The organism is Micromonospora sp. NPDC093277 (assembly GCF_044765245.1).
Taxonomy (GTDB): domain Bacteria; phylum Actinomycetota; class Actinomycetes; order Mycobacteriales; family Micromonosporaceae; genus Micromonospora.
This window is the reverse complement of record NZ_JBIWJO010000006.1, coordinates 43,691-63,629: the sequence shown is the minus strand read 5'-3', so window position 1 is coordinate 63,629 and position 19,939 is coordinate 43,691. Positions and strand designations below refer to the sequence as shown.

At 71.8% G+C, this 19,939-nt stretch carries 21 protein-coding genes; 6 read left to right on the top strand and 15 right to left on the bottom strand.

Annotated elements, in window-relative coordinates; genetic code table 11:
* Positions 1-24: 24 nt before the first annotated feature.
* Positions 25-396: a VOC family protein gene (locus tag ACIRG9_RS14780; RefSeq protein ID WP_402855094.1), complete on the bottom strand. Its 372-nt coding sequence runs from the start codon at positions 394-396 to the stop codon at positions 25-27.
* A gap of 58 nt (positions 397-454) precedes the next feature.
* Positions 455-2,161: an acyl-CoA dehydrogenase family protein gene (locus ACIRG9_RS14775; RefSeq protein WP_402855091.1), complete on the bottom strand. Its 1,707-nt coding sequence runs from the start codon at positions 2,159-2,161 to the stop codon at positions 455-457.
* A gap of 106 nt (positions 2,162-2,267) precedes the next feature.
* Here ACIRG9_RS14775 and ACIRG9_RS14770 point away from each other — a divergent pair, with 106 nt between their 5' ends.
* Positions 2,268-2,726 (top strand): hypothetical protein, encoded by a 459-nt coding sequence (locus ACIRG9_RS14770; RefSeq protein ID WP_402855088.1) that lies wholly within the window; start codon positions 2,268-2,270, stop codon positions 2,724-2,726.
* A gap of 4 nt (positions 2,727-2,730) precedes the next feature.
* Here ACIRG9_RS14770 and ACIRG9_RS14765 read toward each other — a convergent pair whose 3' ends face one another.
* Genes ACIRG9_RS14765 through ACIRG9_RS14755 form a run of 3 tightly spaced genes read right to left on the bottom strand, consistent with a single transcriptional unit; the run spans position 2,731 to position 5,683 of the window.
* Positions 2,731-3,453: a thymidine kinase gene (locus tag ACIRG9_RS14765; RefSeq protein WP_402855085.1), complete on the bottom strand. Its 723-nt coding sequence runs from the start codon at positions 3,451-3,453 to the stop codon at positions 2,731-2,733.
* Between the two features lie 56 nt (positions 3,454-3,509).
* Positions 3,510-4,901 (bottom strand): MFS transporter, encoded by a 1,392-nt coding sequence (locus ACIRG9_RS14760; RefSeq protein ID WP_402855083.1) that lies wholly within the window; start codon positions 4,899-4,901, stop codon positions 3,510-3,512.
* Positions 4,902-4,915: 14 nt separating this feature from the next.
* Positions 4,916-5,683, bottom strand: a complete 768-nt coding sequence (locus ACIRG9_RS14755; protein WP_402855081.1) for a glycerophosphodiester phosphodiesterase — start codon at positions 5,681-5,683, stop codon at positions 4,916-4,918.
* A 99-nt stretch (positions 5,684-5,782) separates the two neighbouring features.
* Here ACIRG9_RS14755 and ACIRG9_RS14750 point away from each other — a divergent pair, with 99 nt between their 5' ends.
* Both ACIRG9_RS14750 and ACIRG9_RS14745 read left to right on the top strand, forming a co-directional pair.
* Positions 5,783-6,238, top strand: a complete 456-nt coding sequence (locus tag ACIRG9_RS14750; RefSeq protein WP_402855079.1) for a helix-turn-helix domain-containing protein — start codon at positions 5,783-5,785, stop codon at positions 6,236-6,238.
* Positions 6,231-6,599: a DUF4180 domain-containing protein gene (locus ACIRG9_RS14745; RefSeq protein ID WP_402855076.1), complete on the top strand. Its 369-nt coding sequence runs from the start codon at positions 6,231-6,233 to the stop codon at positions 6,597-6,599. The genes ACIRG9_RS14750 and ACIRG9_RS14745 overlap by 8 nt, the downstream gene beginning before the upstream one ends.
* A 65-nt stretch (positions 6,600-6,664) precedes the next feature.
* Here ACIRG9_RS14745 and ACIRG9_RS14740 read toward each other — a convergent pair whose 3' ends face one another.
* The gene (locus ACIRG9_RS14740) at positions 6,665-7,444 is read right to left on the bottom strand and encodes a lysophospholipid acyltransferase family protein (protein WP_402855074.1); all 780 of its coding nucleotides are present in this window, start codon (positions 7,442-7,444) and stop codon (positions 6,665-6,667) included.
* A gap of 179 nt (positions 7,445-7,623) precedes the next feature.
* Between ACIRG9_RS14740 and ACIRG9_RS14735 the strand changes: the two genes are divergently transcribed.
* Together ACIRG9_RS14735 and cydB are read left to right on the top strand one after the other, a co-directional pair.
* Entirely contained in the window at positions 7,624-9,036 is a 1,413-nt protein-coding gene (locus ACIRG9_RS14735) for a cytochrome ubiquinol oxidase subunit I (RefSeq protein ID WP_402856045.1), read from the top strand.
* A 12-nt stretch (positions 9,037-9,048) separates the two neighbouring features.
* Entirely contained in the window at positions 9,049-10,047 is a 999-nt protein-coding gene (gene cydB / locus ACIRG9_RS14730) for a cytochrome d ubiquinol oxidase subunit II (RefSeq protein WP_402855071.1), read from the top strand.
* A 79-nt stretch (positions 10,048-10,126) separates the two neighbouring features.
* Here the strand turns inward: cydB and ACIRG9_RS14725 are convergent, their stop codons facing one another.
* From ACIRG9_RS14725 to ACIRG9_RS14710, 4 genes are all read right to left on the bottom strand, one after another.
* Complete coding sequence (locus ACIRG9_RS14725) at positions 10,127-11,002, bottom strand: hypothetical protein (protein ID WP_402855068.1); 876 nt, start codon at positions 11,000-11,002, stop codon at positions 10,127-10,129.
* A gap of 119 nt (positions 11,003-11,121) precedes the next feature.
* Positions 11,122-12,012: a GNAT family N-acetyltransferase gene (locus tag ACIRG9_RS14720; protein ID WP_402855065.1), complete on the bottom strand. Its 891-nt coding sequence runs from the start codon at positions 12,010-12,012 to the stop codon at positions 11,122-11,124.
* Between the two features lie 190 nt (positions 12,013-12,202).
* A complete protein-coding gene (locus ACIRG9_RS14715) occupies positions 12,203-12,886 on the bottom strand; it encodes a hypothetical protein (RefSeq protein WP_402855062.1) in 684 nt (227 codons plus the stop codon).
* Positions 12,887-12,953: 67 nt separating this feature from the next.
* Positions 12,954-13,412, bottom strand: coding sequence for a peroxiredoxin (locus tag ACIRG9_RS14710; protein ID WP_402855059.1), 459 nt, complete (start codon positions 13,410-13,412; stop codon positions 12,954-12,956).
* A 166-nt stretch (positions 13,413-13,578) separates the two neighbouring features.
* Here ACIRG9_RS14710 and ACIRG9_RS14705 point away from each other — a divergent pair, with 166 nt between their 5' ends.
* A complete protein-coding gene (locus ACIRG9_RS14705; RefSeq protein ID WP_402855056.1) occupies positions 13,579-14,307 on the top strand; it encodes an SDR family oxidoreductase in 729 nt (242 codons plus the stop codon).
* A 224-nt stretch (positions 14,308-14,531) separates the two neighbouring features.
* On the opposite strand, the gene ACIRG9_RS14700 is transcribed toward ACIRG9_RS14705, so the two are convergent.
* The 5 genes from ACIRG9_RS14700 to ACIRG9_RS14680 form a co-directional block, all read right to left on the bottom strand.
* Entirely contained in the window at positions 14,532-15,026 is a 495-nt protein-coding gene (locus ACIRG9_RS14700) for a hypothetical protein (RefSeq protein WP_402855053.1), read from the bottom strand.
* Between the two features lie 506 nt (positions 15,027-15,532).
* Positions 15,533-16,174 (bottom strand): response regulator, encoded by a 642-nt coding sequence (locus ACIRG9_RS14695; protein ID WP_402855050.1) that lies wholly within the window; start codon positions 16,172-16,174, stop codon positions 15,533-15,535.
* Positions 16,162-17,436 carry a sensor histidine kinase gene (locus ACIRG9_RS14690; RefSeq protein WP_402855047.1) on the bottom strand — a complete coding sequence of 425 codons (1,275 nt, stop codon included), beginning with the start codon at positions 17,434-17,436 and terminating at the stop codon, positions 16,162-16,164. Before ACIRG9_RS14690 ends, ACIRG9_RS14695 begins: the two co-directional genes overlap by 13 nt.
* Positions 17,433-17,597 (bottom strand): hypothetical protein, encoded by a 165-nt coding sequence (locus ACIRG9_RS14685; protein WP_402855046.1) that lies wholly within the window; start codon positions 17,595-17,597, stop codon positions 17,433-17,435. The genes ACIRG9_RS14690 and ACIRG9_RS14685 overlap by 4 nt, the downstream gene beginning before the upstream one ends.
* Positions 17,598-17,748: 151 nt before the next feature.
* Positions 17,749-19,854, bottom strand: a complete 2,106-nt coding sequence (locus ACIRG9_RS14680) for a cellulose binding domain-containing protein (protein WP_402855044.1) — start codon at positions 19,852-19,854, stop codon at positions 17,749-17,751.
* Positions 19,855-19,939 lie beyond the last annotated feature (85 nt).

Genomic DNA, 19,939 nt, shown 5'->3' with positions numbered 1-19,939 from the left:
ACCGCCCGGCGAGCCGGCCCGCGGTCAGTCCTGCGGGCGCGGGCAGATGCAGAACGGCTGGCCGATCGGATCGAGCAGCACCGTCCACCGCTCACCGCCCGGCTGGAACTGCGGCTTCGTCGCCCCGGCCGCCACGAGTTCCTTCTCGGCGACGGTCACGTCGTCGACGTGCACGTCCAGGTGGTAACGCTTGCCGGCGGCCTCGTCCGGCCAGGCCGGCGGCGTGTATCCGTCGACCAGGCCGAAGCCGATCGAGGTCCCGTCCTTGCTGATCATGGCGTATTCGGCCTGGCTGTGGGTGACGTCCCAGCCGAGGACACGGGAGTAGAACCGGGCGTGGGTGACCGGGTCGGAGCTGTCGAGGTTGACCATCGCGAGGTCGGCGTGCACTGTCATGCCGCCCATCCTGTCGACAGATCCTGACATCCTCTGGCAGGTACCCGGGCCGGTCTTCTCAGCAGAGCAGCTCCAGGTGCCGGTGGGCGTCGGCGGCGATGTCCTCGTGCCGCAGCCGGCGTCGCGCCCAGAGCCGGGCCGCCACCTCGGCCTGCTCGTCGCCCCACGCCGCCTGCTCCACCAGCAGCGCGGCGGTCAGTGCGTACGCCGTGCGCAGCGCCAACCCGCGGGCGCCGGCGACCACCTCCACGGCGGCCGGGTCGGCGGTGGCCTCGCCGAGACGGTCCCGCAGCTCGCCGGTGACCGTGGCGAGGGTGTCGGCCAGCGCGGGGGAGAGCGGTCGGGCCAGGTCGACGGCGGCGGCCAGCCGGTGCAGCAGCGGCGCGCCCGCGTCCTCCCGGGCGACCGCGCGCAGCACGTCCAGGGCGAGCACGTTGGTGGTGCCCTCCCAGATCGGCAGCACCTGCGCGTCGCGCAGCAGCCGTGGCACCCCGGTGTCCTCGACGTAGCCGGCGCCGCCGAACGCCTCCACGTATTCGCTGGCGGAGGCCACGGCCAGCCGGCCGGTGGCGAGCTTTGCCAGCGGCGCCACCGCCCGCAGCTCGGCGGCGGCCGCCGGATCTCCGCCGACCTCGACCCGCCCCAGCAGCGCGAACGCGTGCCCGGCGAGAACGAACGCGCCGGCCGCGTCGACCGCGAGGGTGCCGAGGGTGGCCCGGTGCAGCGGCGACTCGGCGAGCCGCCCCCCGGCGACCTGCCGGGCCTGCGCGTACGCGCGGGCGTAGGCCAGGCCGCGGCGCATGCCGGACGCGGCGGCGGAGGCGTTGTGCACCCGGGTCACCACCACCAGGGTCATCGCCCGGACCAGGCCGGGCACGGCCGGGTCACCGAGCGGCAGCGCGTACGCGTCGCGCAGCCCGATCTCGGCGGTGGGCAGCGCCCAGGTGCCCAGCTTGTCCTTGAGCCGGTGCACGGTCACCCCGGGTGCGGGGGCGTCGGCGGCGACGGTGGCGCCGGCCAGGGGCGAGTCGGCGGCGTAGCGGGGCACCAGGAACGGCGCGAGCACCCGGCTGCCCCGGCCGGCGCCGTCCGGGCGGGCCAGCGCGACCGCCATCGCCGAGTCGGCGGCGGAGCAGAACCACTTCTCGCCGGTCAGCCGCCACGACCCGTCGGCGGCGGGCCGGCCGATGGTGCTGGAGCGGGACAGGTCGGAGCCGCCCTGCGACTCGGTCATCCACTGCCCGCTGACGATCGCGGTGTCCGGGTCGGTGGCGGTCAGCCGGGGCAGCCAGGCGTCACGGACCGCGGCGTCGACCTCGGGGATGCTGAGCAGCGCGGCGGCGCCGTCGGCCATGGCGACCGGGCAGGAGAAGGTGGCCGACTCCGGCGCGTACAAATGCAGCAGGGCGTGCTGGACGACCCGGGCGGAGGCTCCCCAGGTGGCGCGGGCGGACTCCAGGTAGGGCAGCGCGACCACGGCGTGCCGGGCGGCGGCGGCCCGCTGGGCCTGCCAGCCGGCGGAGGTGTCGACGCGGTCGACGCGGGCGCCCCACGGGTCGTAGCGGACCAGGGCCGGCGGGTGGGCCTCGGCGTCGGCGTGCGCGGCCCGCAGCGGCCCGGTGACGTCGGCGGCCAGGTCGGCCAGGCGTCCCTTGGCGGCGGCGTGCCCGGCGGGGCCGAGGTGCCGCTCCAGCCAGGACCGCAGCAGCGGATCCCCGGTGTATGGGTCGTCGGGAGCGGACACCGACTGCACGTAACGGGTCATCAGCCTCTCCTTGAGGGTCTGCGCCGACGGTAGTCGATGTGATGGCGGCGGCGACAGGTCACAACTTCCTGCGCGCCGCCCACGCTGCTGCCTACGGTCTGAGTTGATGGGCAAGGAGCGGGAGTGGAACAGGCCGGCCCGGCGGGTCCGGCGGGGCCGCGCCGGGCTGCTGTTCGGCGGCCTCGGGTTCGGCCTGTGCGTGATCGGGGTGGCCGGTCTGGCGTTGTGGAACGTGCAGGTGCTGTGGCGGGCCAACGGCCCGGTGCGGGAGACCGCCGACAGCTTCCTCCACGAGGTCGCCGCCGGGGAGACCGACCGGGCGTACGACAAGCTGTGCCGGCAGGCGCGCAGCAAGTGGAGCGCGGTCGGCTTCGGCAGCTGGTTGCGTACCCCGCCGCAGGTGCGCGGCTACGAGATCACCGACGTGTCGGTGGCCACCCGGCGCGGCGTCCCGCAGGCCACGGTGAAGGCCCGGCTGACCCGCGACGGCGGGGCCAGCGAGGACCGGACCCTGTCGATCGTGCAGGAGGACGGCAAGTGGCGGATCTGCGGGGACCCGTTCTGAGGGATCAGCCGCGCGGGCCGAGGTCGCCGGAGCGGTAGTGCCGGCGGCAGAGCACCTGATAGCGCACGTCGGCGGAGTCCACGGTGTCGCCGATGACGACCTGTGCACCCTCGCGGACCACCCGCCCCTCGACGACCCGGGCGTTGAGCAGCCCCTCCCGGCCGCACCAGCAGAGCACCTCGACCTGGATGCGGGCCACCTCGTCGGCGAGCTCGAACAGCCGCTGCGCGGCGGGGAACAGGCAGGATCGGAAGTCGGTGGCCAGCCCGAACGCGTACACGTCGACGTCGTGGCCGTCGACCAGTTCGGCCATCTGCTCGACGTGGTCCAGGTTGTAGAAGGATGCCTCGTCGCAGATCAGGTAGTCGACGCGTCCCCCCTCGGCGGTCGCGTCGCGGACCAGGTCACGCAGGTCGAGATCGTCGGTGACCTCGATGGCGGAGTGGGCCAGGCCGATGCGGGTGGTGACCTGCGGGCCGAGCGAGCGGTCGATGCGGGTGGTGACCAGGCCACGACGGCCCTGCCGGGCGTGGTTGTAGTTCATCTGCAGGGCCATCGTGGACTTGCCGCAGTCCATCGGCCCCCAGAAGAACCGCAGCGCCGCGGCGTGCAACGGCCGTCCGTCGGCGCCGCGCGCGGCGGCGCAGCCGCCACCGGCACGGTCGTCGGCGGGGCCCGGAATGGGCCGGGCCAGGCAGGTCGGGGCGGCAGCGGCGTCGTCGGTCACGTCGGGGCAGCCTAGTCCATCGGCCGCCCTTGATCATGTCGGTGCACGCCGCCGCCCTACAGCACCCGGGGCGGCGTGTTGCCGGCGGCGACGATGGCCCGGCGCATCGGCACGGCCGCCAGCAGCGCGAACCCGACCACGAAGAAGATCAGCAGGGAGACCAGGCCCACCCGGTACGAGGCGGTGAGCTGGAACACCAGCCCGAAGGCCAGCGGCCCGAGCCAGCTGGTGCCCTTGTCGCTGATCTCGTAGAAGCCGTAGTATTCGCCCTCCTTGCCGGCGGGGATGAGCTGGCTGAACAGCGACCGGCTCAGCGCCTGGCTGCCGCCGAGCACCAGGCCGATGCAGCCGCCGAGGATCATGAACGGCAGCGGCGCCTCGGCGGGCAGCCGGAACGCGGCGATGATCACCCCTGTCCAGAGCACCAGCGACAGCAGCACGGTCTTCCAGGCGCCGATCCGCCGGGCGAGGGCACCGAGGGCGAGCGCCCCGCCGAAGGCGAGGAACTGCACCAGCAGGATCGTCACGATCAGGGTGCTCTGCTCCAGCCGCAGTTCCTCGGTGCCGTACTGGCTGGCCAGGGTGATGACGGTCTGGATGCCGTCGTTGAAGACCAGGAAGGCGAGCAGGAAGAACAGCGTCAACGGGTACGCCCGGATCTCCCGCAGGGTGCGGCCGAGCTGCCGGAACCCGTCGGTGAGCACGTTGCCGCCGCCGCGCAGCGCCTCCACGGTGGGGTGCTCACGCAGCCACCGCAGCGGCAGCAGGGTGAACGCCGCCCACCACACCCCGGCCGAGACGATCGACCAGCGGGCCAGGTCCAGGGTGCGCTGCGGGTTGCCTTCCTCGCCGAGCATGCTGACCGCGACCAGGTTCAGCGCGAGCAGCAGCCCACCGCCGAGGTAGCCGATGGCCCAGCCGCGGCTGGAGATGCCGTCGCGGTCGTCCGGGCCGCCGAGCTGCGGCAGGAACGAGTTGTAGACGACGATGGCCGCGCCGAAAGCGATGTTGGCGATCAGGAACAGCACCCCGCCGAGCAGGTAGCGCTCGCCGGTGACGAACGCGAACGCGATGGTCGCCCCGGCGCCGGTGAACGCGGCCGCGCCCAGCAGCCGCTTCTTGTGCATCGACCGGTCGGCGACCGCCCCGATCACCGGCAGCACGAAGACGGTCAGCAGGACCGACAGCGACACCAGGTACGGGTAGTAGGAGCCGGGGGAGACCCGGATGCCCAACGGGTGAACGTACCCGTCGCAGCTGTCGGCGCCCAACTCGCAGCCGGCGGCCAGCTTCGTGACGGTGGTGAGGAACGGACCGAGAAAGACCGTGATCACCGTCGTCTGGAAGGCGGAGTTCGCCCAGTCGTAGAAGTACCAGCCGGTGCGCTCGCGGCGGGTGCTGCCCGGGCTGGCGGGCTCGGCGACGGTGGGGGCGACCGTTTCGGCCATCGACTTCCTCTGGCTCAGGCGGCCCAGTGGCCGCGGCTGCGATAGACGTCGCGGAGCACACCGACGTGATCGGTCATGATGCCATCCACACCGAGATCAAGTAAGTGGTGCATCTCGGTGGGTTCGTCGATGGTCCAGACGTGCACCTGCAACCCGAGCCGGTGGCAGTAGGCGAGGAACCGCCGGTCGACCACCGGGATGCCCCCGTACGAGACGGGGACCTGGGCGGCGACCACGGACGGGGGCAGCCGCAGCGGCCGTCCGTGCAGGGAGGCCATCCGCAGCCGGGCCACCCCGCGCATGCCGAGGCTGGTGGCGATCTTCGGCCCGGCCAGGACACGCAGCCGGGTCAGCCGGGCGTCGCTGAACGAGGCGAGCAGCACCCGGTCGCCGGCGCCGGCCCGGGTGACCGTGTCGAGCACCGGTTGGACGCCGCCGTCGGCCTTCACGTCGATGTTGAACCGGACCTCCGGCCAGGCGGCGAGGACCTCGTCGAGGCGGGGGACGACGGCGGCGCCGCCGACGCGTACCGAGGCCAGGTCGGCCCAGCGCAGCTCGCCGATGCGCCCCCGCTCGCCGGTGACCCGGTGCAGGGTGGCGTCGTGGAAGATCACCGCCACGCCGTCGGCGGTGGCGTGCACGTCGGTCTCCACGTACCGGTAGCCGAGCGCGATGGCCCGGGCGAACGCGGCGGCGGTGTTCTCGTCGCCGTCGGCGGCGCCGCCACGGTGGGCGAAGGCCAACGGCGCGGGGGCGTCGAGGTAGCCGTAGCGGGGCTGCACGCCGGAAGTATGCCGGGCGCGGATGGCGTCCGGGTGACCGCCCGGCATCCGGCCAACCAACTTCCCTATCGTTCCCTATCGTGCGTAGGATAGGGAACGATGAGTGATGACCTGTATTCGGTCGAGCAGGTGGCCGACCTGCTCGGCCTGCACGTACGCACCGTGCGCGGCTACATCCGCGCCGGCCGGCTGCGCGCGGTGCGGATCGGCAAGCAGTACCGGATCGCCCGGGCCGACCTCGACGCGTTGACCGGCCGGCCGGAGCCGGCACCGCCCGCCGGCGCCCCGGCGCTGGAGGTGTCGAGCATCGTGCAGGTCGACGGCATCGACCGGGCCGGCGCCGACCGGCTCGCCACGCTCGTGCTCGCCGGCGTGAACACCGGCCACGATCCCGCGCGCCCGCTGCGCGTACAGACCGTCCACGACGAGGAGCGACACCGCATGAAGCTCGTGATCCTGGGTGACGCCGCCGCCACCGCCGACCTGCTGCACCTGGTCGACGCGGTGCTGCGCGGCGACAACGGCCTGCTCCGCGGGGAGGCCCGCGATGGCTGACGTGATCCAGGAGCGGGCCGGGGTGCAGGTGCTGGTCTGCGACCCGGCCGGGCCGCCGGTGGCCACCACCGAGCAGGCCCTCGACCTGATCGGCGCGGCCTTCGCCGGCGCCGAGGTGGTGGCCGTGCCCGCGGACCGGCTCGACCCGGACTTCTTCTCCCTGGGCACCCGCTTCGCCGGGGAGATCATGCAGAAGTTCGTCAACTACCGACTGCGGCTGGTCATCGTCGGGGACATCACCGCCCATCTCGCGGCCAGCTCGGCGTTGCGGGCGCTCGTCGCCGAGTCGAACCGGCACGACCAGGTGTGGTTCGTGCCCGACCTGGCCGCGCTGGACACCCGGCTGTCCGCCGGGACCTGAGCGGAGAACCGGCCCACCCGGCCCGAGCCGAACCGGCGGCGCGCACCGGGCCCGCCGCCACGCGGTCAGTCGCCGGGCGGGCGGCGGTGGCGGGAGCGACTCGTGTCCAGCGGCCGGCCGGGGTCGACGTGGCGGGGCCGGTCCGGTTCGTCGGGGCGCAGCGGCGCCAGGTTGTCGGTGATCGCGTCGATGATCCGGTCGGTGGCCCGCCGGGCCGCCCCGGACCCGCCGGGCGGCACGTCACCCAGGGCCACCGGGGCGCCGAAGTGCACCCGGATCACCGGCCGGCGCGCGATCGCCCGGGCGAGCCCGCCCAGCATGCCCCTGGGCGTCCGATACGGCAGCACCTCGTGGGAGCCCCACTGGGCGACCGGGACGACCGGGGCGCCGCTGGCGAAGGCGAGCCGGGCGGCCCCCGTCTTGCCCCGCTCCGGCCACATCCCGGGGTCCAGGCCGATCCGCCCCTCCGGGTACAGCAGCACCACCGAGCCCCCGGCCACGGCCGCGGCGGCGTTGTCCAGCGACTGGTGCACGGCGCTGGTGCCCCGGTCCACGCGGATGTGCCCCGCGTGGCGCATCAGCGGGCCGACCACGGGGGCGCGGAACAGCCCGCCGGTGGCCATGATCCGCGGCGCGACGCCGCGGCTGCGGCAGGCGGCGGCCAGCACCACCGGATCGAACGGGCTGATGTGGTTGGCGGCCAGGATCAACGGCCCGTGCCGCAGCTCGGCCGGGACGTCGCCGGTGACCTCCAGGCGGCCCAGCAGGCCGACGACGCCGCGGGCGAGCAGTTGCGCGGCGCGCCACAGCAGCGGCGCGCGCCAGAGGGTTCTCGGGGTGTCCATCGCCGCTGGATGGTCGCACGTGGGCGGGCGGTCGGGTGATCCGGTCCCGGGTCCTCCGGCAGAGGTGATCAGAGTCATTGGTCCCGGGTCGGATCGGGCCCCCCGGCCCTGCCGATTCTTCTACGACGCCGGGTAGTATCTACTACGTCTCGTAGTATGCACAGCCTGGGGGGTTGCAGGTGGACGCGTTGGACGTCGCCCGCTGGCAGTTCGGTGTCACCACCGTCTACCACTTTCTCTTCGTGCCGTTGACCATCGGCCTGTCCATCCTGGTGGCCATCCTCCAGACCATGTGGCACCGCACCGGCAACGAGCGGTATCTCAAACTCACCAAGTTCTACGGCAAACTCTTCCTGATCAACTTCGCGATGGGCGTGGTCACCGGCATCGTGCAGGAATTCCAGTTCGGCATGAACTGGAGCGACTACTCCCGCTTCGTCGGCGACATCTTCGGCGCCCCCCTGGCCATCGAGGCCCTGGTCGCCTTCTTCCTCGAATCAACCTTCATCGGCCTGTGGATCTTCGGCTGGGACCGGCTGCCCAAACGAGCGCACCTCGCCACCATCTGGGCCGCCGCCATCGGCACCAACCTGTCCGCCTACTTCATCCTCGCCGCCAACTCCTTCATGCAGAACCCGGTCGGCTACCGGATCAACCCCACCACCGGTCGCGCCGAACTGACCGACTTCTTCGCCGTACTCACCAACAAGGTCGCCCTGGTCACCTTCCCGCACACCCTCGCCGGCTCGTTCCTGGTCGCCGGATCGCTGGTCGTCGCCGTCGGCCTCTACCACGTCATCCGCCACCGCGACAGCGCCGACACCGGCGCCTACCGCTTCGCCACCAAGTTCGGCTCCTGGGTCGTCCTGGTCTCCTCCGCGCTGGTGCTGCTCACCGGCGACATCCAAGGCAAGATCATGACCGACGTGCAACCCATGAAGATGGCCGCCGCCGAGGGCCTCTACACCACCGAGAGCCCCGCCTCGTTCTCCGTACTGACCGTCGGCAGCCTCGACGGCAGCCGCGAGGTCTTCGCCCTCAAGATCCCGTACCTGCTGTCGTTCCTCGGCACCGGCGACCCGAACGGCACCGTGCAGGGCATCAACGACCTCCAGGCCCAGTACGCCACCCAGTACGGCGCCGGCAGCTACACCCCGATCATCCCGGTCACCTACTGGAGCTTCCGCTTCATGATCGGCCTCGGACTGGCCGCCGCCGCGATCGCCCTGCTCGTGCTCTGGACCCAACGCAAGGGCCGCACCCCGACCAGCAAGTGGCTGCTGCGCGCCGGCCTGATCATGCCGCTGCTGCCGCTGCTGGCCAACTCCTTCGGCTGGATCTTCACCGAGATGGGCCGCCAGCCCTGGATCGTCTTCGGCGAGATGCTCACCCGCGACGGCGTGTCCCGCACCGTCTCCCTGACCGAGGTGCTCACCTCGTTCACCGCGTTCACCCTCATCTACGCCGCCCTCGCCGTCGTCGAGTTCAAACTGCTGATCCGCTACGCCAGGGCCGGCGTACCCGACGTCACCCCGACGCCCGAACCCGACGACACCGACGACGCCGAGCGCCCGCTCGCCTTCGCCTACTGACCGGAGCCCACCGTGGAACTGACGACCGTCTGGTTTCTCCTCGTCGCCGTACTGTTCACCGGCTACTTCATCCTCGAAGGCTTCGACTTCGGCGTCGGCATGCTCCTGCCCGTGCTCGGCCGCGACGACCGGGAACGCCGCGTCCTGATCAACACCATCGGCCCCGTCTGGGACGGCAACGAGGTCTGGCTCATCACCGCCGGCGGCGCCATGTTCGCCGCCTTCCCCGAGTGGTACGCCACCCTCTTCTCCGGCTTCTACCTGCCGCTGCTGCTCATCCTGCTCGCCCTCATCGCCCGCGGCGTCGCCTTCGAATACCGGCACAAGCGCCCCGAAGCATCCTGGAAACGCCGCTGGGACCAGGCCATCTTCGTCGGCTCACTGCTCCCGGCGATCCTGTGGGGCGTCGCCTTCGCCAACATCCTGCGCGGTGTGCCCCTGGACGCCGACCACGAGTACGTCGGCGGCCTGCTCGACCTGCTCAACCCGTATGCCCTGCTCGGCGGCCTGACCACCCTCGGCCTGTTCCTCACCCACGGCGCCGTGTTCCTCGCCCTCAAGACCACCGGCGACATCCGCGACCGCGCCGGCGCCCTCGCCGTCAAGGTCGGCGCCGCCACCGCCGTCGTCGCCGTGGCCTTCCTGACCTGGACCCTGACCATCCGCTCCAGCGCGGCCGCCGTCGTGCTCGCCGTCGCCGCCGCACTCGCCCTGCTCGCCGGTCTCGCGGCCGCCCGGGTACGCCGGGAAGGCTGGGCGTTCACCGGCACCGCCGTGGCCATCGCCCTGGCCGTGGCCACCCTGTTCGCCGCGCTCTTCCCCAACGTGCTGCCGTCCACCCTCGACGCCGCCGGCACCCTCACCGCCAGCAACGCCGCCTCCACCCCCTACACCCTCAAGATCATGACCTGGGTGGCGGTCATCTTCACCCCGATCGTGCTCGCCTACCAGGGCTGGACCTACTGGGTGTTCCGCAAGCGGATCGGGGTACAGAACATCCCGCAACACTGACCAGCCCGCGGGCGCGGGCAACGCGGGGCCCGTGCGAGGGGGTCGCACCGGCCCCGCGCGGCGTTCCGGGGAGAGGGAGTCAGCCGGTCGCCCGCTCGTCCGCCCACACCCGCCCGGAACTCCGCGGATCCTCCGGACGCAGCGGACCGGTGGAGGGTCGGGGTCGCCGACCCCTGGCCACGTCATACTCCGCGCGCAGCCGCTCCGCCCGCCGTGCCAGCCCCGCCACGTCCACCTCCGACCGGTACAGCGACGCCCACAGTTCCTCGTCCAACCGGATCGCCGCCGCCTCCCACGACGCCTCCGGCTCGTCCGGCTCCTCGCCGTCCTCCAGCACCGCACGCCGGTACGCCGCCTCCGACCGGGCCTGCATCGCCAGCAGATCGGTGATCCACCGAAACGGCCACTGCTCCAGCGGTAACGCCCACGGCCGGGTCCGCCCGATCCGCGCCACACCCAACGCCGTCACCAGTGCGAACAGCAGATGATCAGCCGCGACCGGATGATCATGTTCCAGCACCGCGCGCAGTCGTGTCGCGTCCGCCCGCAACCCGGCCGTCGTCGACCACGCCGCCAGCTCCGCGACCACGTCCTCGACTCCACGGCCCACCGGCCCCGGCATCCCGCGCGGTTGGTGCCGGTACACCCCGCACGGCCCGTCGGTGTCCCACAGGTGTGTCAGCGCTCCCACCGCGCCCGGTGTCGCCGCGCACATCACCGCGCAGTCACCGTCACTGACGTAAGCGGCGAAGACGGGATGAGCCGTCGACGTGGCAAGCGCCCCGGCCGGGGTGCACAGGTCCGGGGGATCATTCCACCCGCTGGTCTCCACCAGCTGCCAGCCGTCGCCCAGTTCCCGCAGCCACCGATGCTGATACCCGAACCCGCCGATGCCGACCTGGTCGACCAGCAGCCCGTCGGCCCGCGCCACCACCACCGTGCCCCAGTAACCCACCCGGGCAGCCTAGGGCGGTCACCGGCGCTCGCCCGCCCCGCCGTGATCCAACCAGCCCATCCGGCGGCACCCTCTCCCAGCACGGCCGACATGGGAAAGGGTGCCGCCGGTCAAGCCCGCTACACCAGGTCGATCCGTTCGTACTCGATCGGATAGCCGGCCCGGGCGAAGGTGGCCGCCATCGGTGAGTTGCCCTGGTCGGTGGCCGCCACGATCACCTCGGCGCCCACCTCGACCAGCCGGTGCGTGGCCTCGACCAACAGGTCGTAGGCATACCCGTGGCCCCGCTGCCCGGGCAGCACCCCGACGAACCCGACGACATGGTGGGTATGGTTCCGGGCCGGAACGGTGATCCCGACCAGTTCCCCACCCTGGGTGTAGGCGGCCTGCCACCAGTCACGAGGGCTCGGCATCCACCGCAGCAGATCCAGGTCCTCCTGCGCCGCGGCGTCCGCGCCCCGCGTCGCGGTCACATGCCGGGTGTGGGCGTCCAGGCTGCCCTCACCGATCCGGCGCAGCACGTCCAGGATCACCGCGTCGTCGGGCGCGGCCCGGAACTCCAGCCGCCCGGGCCGCGCCGGCAGGCCGCACCCGGGAGTCCAGCGGTAGCGGTACCGCTCGACCAGCACCCGCATGCCGGCGGCCGTCGCCGCGTCGATCCGGGCCTGCCCCTGCGCCCGGACCGCCGGGTCGTCCCGCCAACCGTTGGGGAGCAGGATCGAATACTCGGCCCGCAGCGGCGCGGCCCGCAGCAGCGCGACGGCCGCCGCCGGGTCGGTGAAGTCGAACCAGTCCAACGCCAACGGCGCCGGATCGTCACGCCCGGCCCACCACGCGGCCCGCGCGACGACCACCCCGTCGCGCAGGGCCACCCACGTCCACTCCGGTCGGTAGTCGCCGCCGGCGTATGTCTCGCCCAGCACCGCCCGCCCGACCAGTCCCGGGTCGGCAAGGGAGTCGAAAAGCTGTTCCTCGCCCGCGACGAGCGGGCGGATGACCAGATCGGCCATGCAGATCCTTCCGGGAAGCGGTGCGCCCCCCGGTTCAGGAACCCGGCGTCCCCGCAGACGGGTGGGAGCGCAAGACAGTCGTACGTGCCACGGCGCTCACCTCCCTCCGGTCTCGTTGAGGACGCGGCGGAACCGTATCAGACGGCCCGAGCCCCAGCCGAGACATTTTCGGCCGGGGCCGGCGACGGACTCAGGGGGCCTCGCTCAGCTCCGCCAGCCGCGCCTCGATCTCCGCCAACTCCGCGCGCAGCTTCTCCGCCTGCTGCTCAGCCTCCGCCCGCTCGGACGTCAGGATCTGCTCCACCGCCTCCTGCACCCCCGGCACGTCCACCAACGCCACCATCCGCAACGCCTCGGCCGGCTTCACCACGTACGGCTTGGCCAACGCCTTCGCGCCCTGCTGCGCCGCCACCGTCCACTCACCGTCGGCGTACGCCAGCGTCACCGTCAACCCCGCCGGACTCTTCGGCTTCGCCGCCTTCACCGCTCGGCGCGCCGGCTGCTTCGCCTCCACCTGCTGCTCCACCTTCGGCTCCTCCTCACGCGGCGCCGGCACCCGCGGCGTGTCCAACACGAACTCCGGTTCCGCCACCGCCGGCGGCTCCTCGACCTCCGGCTTCGGCTCCGCCGGCTTCCGCCCGGCCCCCTTCGGCGCGATCGCCACATCGGCGGGGGAGAACGGCAACTCGTCGCGGCCGAACCGCACCACCACGAACTCCTCGGACACCTCCGGATCGGTCAGCTCCACCACCTGCCCGATCTGGCCCGCGACCTGCCCCGCCGCCGCCGTGAACACCACCCTCGGCTTCCGGCCCGCGGCCAACGCCTCCCGGATGCCCTGCACCTCGTCAGTGGACAAACCCTGTCCCGCCATCACAGCCCTCTCCCGTACACACGTTTGATCGCAGCCTTGATACCAGCCCGCTGTGACACCGCGGAGATCAACCCCCCAACGCCCGCAACGCCGCGTCCGCGTGCTCGGACATGCTCAACTCACTGCGCACCACCGCCACCACCCGCCGGTCCTGACCGATCACGAACGTCATCCGCCGCGTACTCAACGCACCCAACGGCAGCCGGCGCCGCACCCCGAACGCCTCCGCCACCACCCCGTCGACGTCCGACAGCAGCGGATAGTCGAACCCGTGCAGCCGGGAGAACTCCGCCTGCCGCTGCACCGGATCACGGCTGATCCCCACCCGCTGCGCGCCGACCTTTCCGAACTCCGCCGCCAGATCCCGGAAGTGGCAGCTCTCCGCCGTGCACCCCCGCGTCATCGCCGCCGGGTAGAAGAACAGCACCACCGGCCCCGCCGCCAGCAACTCCGACAACCGCCGCGGCGTACCCGTCTCGTCCGGCAGTTCGAAGTCGTCGACCAGATCCCCGACACCCACACCCATTGCGTACCTCCGTCCCATGGTCCGACACCACGGGAGCGTAGGCGATCAGACCCGCCCCGCCGTCGATGCGCCACCCGCCGTCGCCCCTGTGACCGGCCTCTCCACCACCGGACCGCGCCGGCCACGGTAACGTCACCCACACCAGCAGGGCAGGGGGAGCAGACCATTGACCAACGTCACCGTCGTCACCGGTGGTAGCCGCGGCATCGGCGCCGCCACCGCCCGCCGGCTCGCCGCCGCCGGCCACGACATCGCCATCGGCTACCGCCACGACCACGACGCCGCGAAGACCGTCCTCGCCGACATCCACGCCGCCGGCCGCCACGGCATCGCCGTCCCCGCCGACACCCGCGACCCCGACCAGGTCCAGCGGCTCTTCGACGCCGCCGCCGACCTCGGCCCACTCACCGGCCTGGTCAACAACGCCGGCATCACCAGCCCGATCGGCCCCTTCACCGACCTGCGGTTCGACGACCTCCGCCAGGTCGTCGACGTCAACCTCATCGGGTACGTCCTCTGCGCCCAGCAGGCCGCCCGCCGGATGACCCGCGGCGGCGCCATCGTCAACGTCTCCTCCGCCGCCGCCACCCTCGGCAGCCCCGGCGAATACCTCCACTACGCCGCCGTCAAGGCCGCCACCGACACCCTCACCGTCGGCCTCGCCAAGGAACTCGCTCCTCGGGGCATCCGGGTCAACGCGGTCGCCCCCGGCATCATCCGCACCGACATCCACACCGTCTCCGGCGTACCCGACCGGGCCGACAGCGCCGCCGGACGCATCCCGCTGGGCCGCGCCGGCGAACCCGACGAGGTCGCCGCCACCATCGCCTTCCTCCTCGGCCCCGACGCCTCCTACACCACCGGCGCCGTCGTCCGCATCGCCGGCGGCCTCTGACCCACCGCGTCACAGGGGGAGCAGCCCGGGCCGCACGCCACTGCCGTGGCCCGGCCGCACCCGACGGCCGCTACGACCACACCGCGAGCTCGTTCAGCTCGGCCACGACGTACCTCCCGTCCTGGGCCAGCCGAACGTATCTGGCACTGACCCCGGATGGCAGGACGACCTCCAGAAAACCTGACTGGCGGACGCGAGCCCGCCGCGACCATGAGATCGCGTCGTCACTCGTCTCGATCACGACCGGGCCCGAACCGGACAGCCCATGCGCGAACACGGCCGCGATCGGACGGCGGACACCGAGGTCGATCTGCAGAAACGTGTTCGATCGGCAGGCATCTGCCGATCTTGTCGGCTGCGCACCCCGTGCCGCGTGACCGCGGCGGCCCGAGAACACCCACCAATCCGACGCTCTGACTGTCGTGAAACGTGGTGAACTTCGTGCCGCTGCCCTCGGTCTCGGCCGTCGCCGTCACCCTGAGGTAGCCGTGCAGGTCGCCAACCGCACGCGCATCCAGCGCGCCGCCCGGCCGCATGTCCTCGGCCACCCACACCACATCGTTGGCGTCGTTGCCGGACATTGCGGTGACGCTGTACCGCATCGGTTTCTGGACTTCCTCAACGGGCCGGCCGGACCAGTTGACCCTGACCTTGTCGGGGTCCGCTTGTGCCACCAGGTCCGTCGGCTCCCAGAAGGCGAGCGCCGGCACGCCCACCACAGCCTGTTGAACCTTGAACGGGCCTGCACGGCCGGTCCGAGCGCCGTACCGCCCGGCAGCCGTGCACCGACTGCCATTGTGGACGCGTTGTTGAACGTTCCCTGGGTGTCTCGCCCGGTGAGCCGGAACGTGTACGTGCCAGCGCTGTCGGTCGTCGCCCTCCTGGCACCCTTGCAAAACTCCACGGCGCGGGCAAGACAGAGAAGCCCGAGGCTGGACACGGTGGCCAGGAGGCCGCCGGCGACCTCCCCCAGGTCGGGTTCCTTGTACAACAGGACGCTCACGCCGCCGACCGGCGTGCCATCGGCGCGAGTCAGCCGCCCGGAGATGGTCGCCTCGGCGTCTTCCGGAATGCCGCTGACCGAACAACCCGCCGCCAGCAGCGCAACCACCGAGAACAAGGCGGCAACCCGGCGGCGAAGGGGAGTGGTGCGGGAGGCACGCATGCCCGGAAACCTATAGCCGCACGGGTCCTCGCCCCCCTCGCCACGACACCTGCTGGCCGGTCACCGATTGAGGTAAGCGAGCACGGCGAGCACCCGACGATTGTCGTCGGTCGACGGGGCCAGGTCGAGCTTGCCGAAAATACCCGCGATGTGTTTGGTGACCGCGCTTTCGCTGACATGGAGCTGACCGGCGATCGCCGAATTCGAACGGCCCTCGGCCATCAACTGGAGCACGTCACGCTCCCGCTCGGTCAACGCGCTGACCGTTCCCCTGGCATCGTTGCGGCGCAACAACCGGCTGATGACCTCCGGGTCGAGCACGGTTCCACCACCGGCCACCCGCCGGACCGCATCCAGAAACTGCTCAGCGTCAAAGACCCGGTCCTTGAGCAGGTACCCGATCGCGCCGGCGCCGTCGGCGAGCAGTTCGCGGGCGTAAAGCTGCTCGACATACTGGGACAGGAGCAGGATCGGCAGGCCGGGATGGCGTCGCCGAGCGGCAAGCGCCGCGCGCAGCCCCTCGTCGGTGAACGACGGCGGCAGCCGCACGTCGACGACCGCCACCCCGGGAGGATCGTCGAGCAGCAGGTCAAGAAGCTGAGGGCCATTGTCCACCGCGTCGACCTCAAACCCGTGCTCGCGCAGCAGCCGGACCAGCCCGTCCCGCAGCAGAAACAGATCCTCCGCGATCACGACCCGCACGGAATCTCCAGTTCGACCACGGTCGGACCGCCGGCCGGGCTGTTCACCCGCAGCGTCCCGTCGAAGGCCCCCAGCCGGCGTTCCACCCCGCGCAACCCGCTCCCTCGGGACGGGTCCGCGCCACCGCGCCCGTCGTCGCGTACCCGGACGCGCAGCAGCCCCTCGTCCAGTGCGATGGCGACGTCGACCCGGTCCGCCCCCGAATGCTTGGCCGTGTTGGCCAGCAACTCGTTCACGGCGAAGTAGACCGCCGACTCCAGCGGCGGCGGCAACCGATGCGCCAACCGGGCATCGACCTCAACGTCCAGGGGAGTGTCGAGGGCGAGCGCCCGCACCGCGTCCGGAAGACCGCGGTCGGCGAGCACCGGCGGGTGGATGCCCCGGACAAGATCACGTAGTTCCTGCAACGCCTTCGACGAGTTCTGGCGTACCTCCGCGACCAGGGCCCGTGCCGTCTCCGGGTCGCGGCCGATCAGCCGCTCGGCGCTGCTCAGGCTCATGCCCATGGCGACCAGCCGGGCCTGCGCGCCGTCGTGCAGGTCCCGCTCGATTCGGCGCAGCTCGGCCGCCGAACTGTCCACGGCCGCGGCCCGGGTCCCGGACAACTGCTCGACCCGGCGGGTCAGCTCCTCGGTCCGGTCCACGGTGAGCAACGCCCGGGTCAGCCGGGCATGCGCCCGCAGCAGCAACGGCCCGTACCAGAGCCCGAACACGGTGACCGCCACTGCGATCGGCACCGCCAGCAGCGCCCGCGTCCAGGTGTTGACGTGGACGACCGTGTACCAGTTGCTCCCGCCGGCATGGTCGATGGGCTGCCAGACGAACGGCTGCACCAGCGCACCGAAGACGCCGTAGACGACGAGTGAGAACGGGACACCGGCGACGAACGCGCCGACGAACGGGTCGATCAGCGACCAGCGGTACTCGGACCAGAACCCGCGGTCGGTGAGGGTCTGCCAGCACCAGCGGGCCCGCCCCAGCAGCCCGGCGGGCACCGGCCGGGCCGGCGCGGGCCGGCCCACCGTCACCCCGGACCACCGCCCGGCATAGCCACGGGCGCGTTCGGCCAGGCCGGACAGCCAGGCCACCGAGGGCGGGAAGAGATACAGCCCGACACCGAGCGGGATCAACATGGCTGCGGCCGCGACCACGCAGGCGACGACAGCCTCGACCAGTGCCAGGCCGACGAGCAGGAGGCCACGTCCTGGGGCCGCGAGCCGGGCCTGCCAGACAGTGCGTGCCAGGGCAAGCATGTCGTTCATGCCCGGTCTCCTCCCACGACTCGGGTGAGCGCGATGCCCCGCCGGGTGGCGACGAGGAGCACGCCGCTCGCGGTAAGCATGCACGCTGCGGTGAGAGACACCTGAACGGCGTCGCCGTCGGAGTCGCCGGTCAGGAGCAGCATGCTGATGTTGATGAGCATATGCTTGACGATGCCGGCCGGGCGGACGCTGCGCGCTGCACCCAGCCACCCGTTTCTACTGCACTTTTCTGCACCACGGCCGGCTCAAGACAGTGAGAATGTCGGAGCACCAACCTTCCCACTGTCTTGAGCCGAGCCCAGCGGTGGTGATCTACAAGCTGGTGCAGAGGGTGCCGTTGAGGGTGAACGCGGTGGGCAGGACGTTCGGCCCGCTGTACGCGCCAACGAAGCCGATGCTGGTGCTACCCCCACCACCGGCGATCTGCCGACTGTCGTCGTTGTTGGTGACCCTCACCGTGTTGCCGACCTGTTCCCAGTTGGCGTTCCAGCCGCCGCTCACCTGCTGCCAGGTGGCCGGCCAGCTCCAGGTGAGCGTCCAGCCGTTGATGGGACCCGCCCCGTTGTTGATGATGTCGACAGCGCCGATATAGCCGTTGCCCCAGTCCGAGCTGTCGGTGAAGCGGACGCTGCACGTGCTGGTGGTCGGGCTGCCGGTGGCGAAGGTGACCGGCGGCGAGGCCCAGGAGACCCGACCTGCGGTGTCCCGGGTCACCACATTGACCGTGTACCTGCTGCCAGGGTTGAGGTTGCCGACCGTGAACGTGGTGCCGGTCGTCTCGCCGAGCTGCTCGCTGATCGCCCCGTTCTGCCGGTACACCTCGTACTTGGCGATCGGGCTGCTGCCCGCGGCGGCCGCGGGCCAGGAGATGGTCGCCCGCCGGTCGGTCACGCCGCTCGCGGTGGGCTGGCCCGGCGCACCGGGTTGACCGGTCACCGCGCCGACCGGGCGCACCACGAGCGTGGTCAGCGAGTACGGCGGCAGGGTACGGCTGGTCGCGGTACCGGTCTGGCTGGTGGCGATGGAGGCGGCACCGTTGGTGTGGGTGTAGACCGTCGGCGCAGCGGTCGACGGGATGAACCCGGCGTAGTCGATAGTGACCGGGTACGCGTTGTCCGGGTCCTTGTTCACCAGCAGCACCGCGAGCTCCCCGTTCGCCCGCCGGACGGCGTGCGCGGTGACCAGCGGCTGGTCGGTGCCGGCGCGGATGAACTGGTCGCCGGCCCGGGCGAAGAGGTTCATCATGGACAGCCCGTGGTACGGCGCGAACGGCGTGTTCAGTGGCGGTTCACAGACCGTCCCGTCCGAGGTGCAGCCGCCGCTGGAAAGCATGCCGAAGTCGCCGTAGTCGGTCTGTCCCGCCACGGTCGACACCGTGCCGATGCCGTTGTGGACGTTCCACCAGTGGACCGTGAAGGCGCCGTTCTCCAGCAGCCCGCTGTACACGTCAGCCAGGAACAACGCGCCTGGCTGGGTGGTTCGGCCGGCATCGACGTTCAACTCGGTGAAGCTGATGCCGATCCGCGCCGCGTTCGCCCCGGCGTACCGGTTGAGCTGCTGCCGGAGAAGGTACATCGCGTCGCCGATGTGGCTGGTACGGGTCAGCGACTCGGCGGCGCTGCCACCCGGGTACCAATGCACATCGACGAAGTCGATCTTCGGGCCGGCGAGGGAGAGGACGGTCTGGTTCCACGGGCCCGGATCACCGCCGGCGGTCAGACCGTCCGGCCAGTTCGCCGGCATGGTCAGCACCGCGCCGACCTTGATGGTGGGGTCGACCGCCTTCATCGCGTCGGCGTACTCGACGACCAGCTTCGCGTACTGTGTCGCGCTCTTGTCGGGGTGGTCGTCGGCCTCCCAGGCCGAGCCGTAGTGGCCGTTGCCGTAGTTCTCGTTGCCGACCGTCCAGTACCTGGCGCCATAACGCTTGGTCACGTTGGCGTACCGCACCCACTCCGCGGCCTCGGCCGCAGTGCCGGTGCCGTAGTTCGCGATGATCATCGGCTGGGCGCCGACCCGACGCACCCCCGCCATGAAGGTGTCGAAGTCGGTGCCGGGGGCGACGTACCCGCCGGGCGCGGTGTGGTCCCGCCAGTGATAGATGTCGGCGTACGAGCCGCCTGGGTACCGCATCATCTGGACGCCGGCGGCCCGTAACAGGTCCGACGTCTCATTGCTGCCGAGCTGCTGGTCCCAGATGGCGTGGTTGACGCCGAGCGCGGTGTCCGGCATGGTCGCCAGCCCCGCCCGCGCGTTCACGGTCACGGTCGCCGTGGTGGTCGCCGCGCCGGCACTCTGCGGGTGGATCCCGGACAGCGCGCCGGTGGCGAGCAGCAGGCTCACCGCGAGCGACGTCCAGCGACGTCGACCGGGCCGGGCCCGACGCGCCGGCCTGGTGCCCCCTCGATACTCGTACATGCTGGGGTTTCTCCTTCACGACAGAGATTCGCCCAGCCGGCGACGGGTGGTTCGCGCCGAACGGCGCGGCGACGCGGGCGGGCGG

Bases quoted from the DNA above. Each gene is read 5' to 3' on its own strand.
- ACIRG9_RS14780 (WP_402855094.1), bottom strand. From the start codon at position 396: ATGACAGTGCACGCCGACCTCGCGATGGTCAACCTCGACAGCTCCGAC.
- ACIRG9_RS14775 (WP_402855091.1), bottom strand. From the start codon at position 2,161: ATGACCCGTTACGTGCAGTCGGTGTCCGCTCCCGACGACCCATACACC.
- ACIRG9_RS14770 (WP_402855088.1), top strand. From the start codon at position 2,268: ATGGGCAAGGAGCGGGAGTGGAACAGGCCGGCCCGGCGGGTCCGGCGG.
- ACIRG9_RS14760 (WP_402855083.1), bottom strand. From the start codon at position 4,901: ATGGCCGAAACGGTCGCCCCCACCGTCGCCGAGCCCGCCAGCCCGGGC.
- ACIRG9_RS14750 (WP_402855079.1), top strand. From the start codon at position 5,783: ATGAGTGATGACCTGTATTCGGTCGAGCAGGTGGCCGACCTGCTCGGC.
- ACIRG9_RS14745 (WP_402855076.1), top strand. From the start codon at position 6,231: ATGGCTGACGTGATCCAGGAGCGGGCCGGGGTGCAGGTGCTGGTCTGC.
- ACIRG9_RS14740 (WP_402855074.1), bottom strand. From the start codon at position 7,444: ATGGACACCCCGAGAACCCTCTGGCGCGCGCCGCTGCTGTGGCGCGCC.
- ACIRG9_RS14720 (WP_402855065.1), bottom strand. From the start codon at position 12,012: ATGGCCGATCTGGTCATCCGCCCGCTCGTCGCGGGCGAGGAACAGCTT.
- ACIRG9_RS14715 (WP_402855062.1), bottom strand. From the start codon at position 12,886: ATGGCGGGACAGGGTTTGTCCACTGACGAGGTGCAGGGCATCCGGGAG.
- ACIRG9_RS14710 (WP_402855059.1), bottom strand. From the start codon at position 13,412: ATGGGTGTGGGTGTCGGGGATCTGGTCGACGACTTCGAACTGCCGGAC.
- ACIRG9_RS14690 (WP_402855047.1), bottom strand. From the start codon at position 17,436: ATGAACGACATGCTTGCCCTGGCACGCACTGTCTGGCAGGCCCGGCTC.
- ACIRG9_RS14685 (WP_402855046.1), bottom strand. From the start codon at position 17,597: ATGCTCATCAACATCAGCATGCTGCTCCTGACCGGCGACTCCGACGGC.
- ACIRG9_RS14680 (WP_402855044.1), bottom strand. From the start codon at position 19,854: ATGTACGAGTATCGAGGGGGCACCAGGCCGGCGCGTCGGGCCCGGCCC.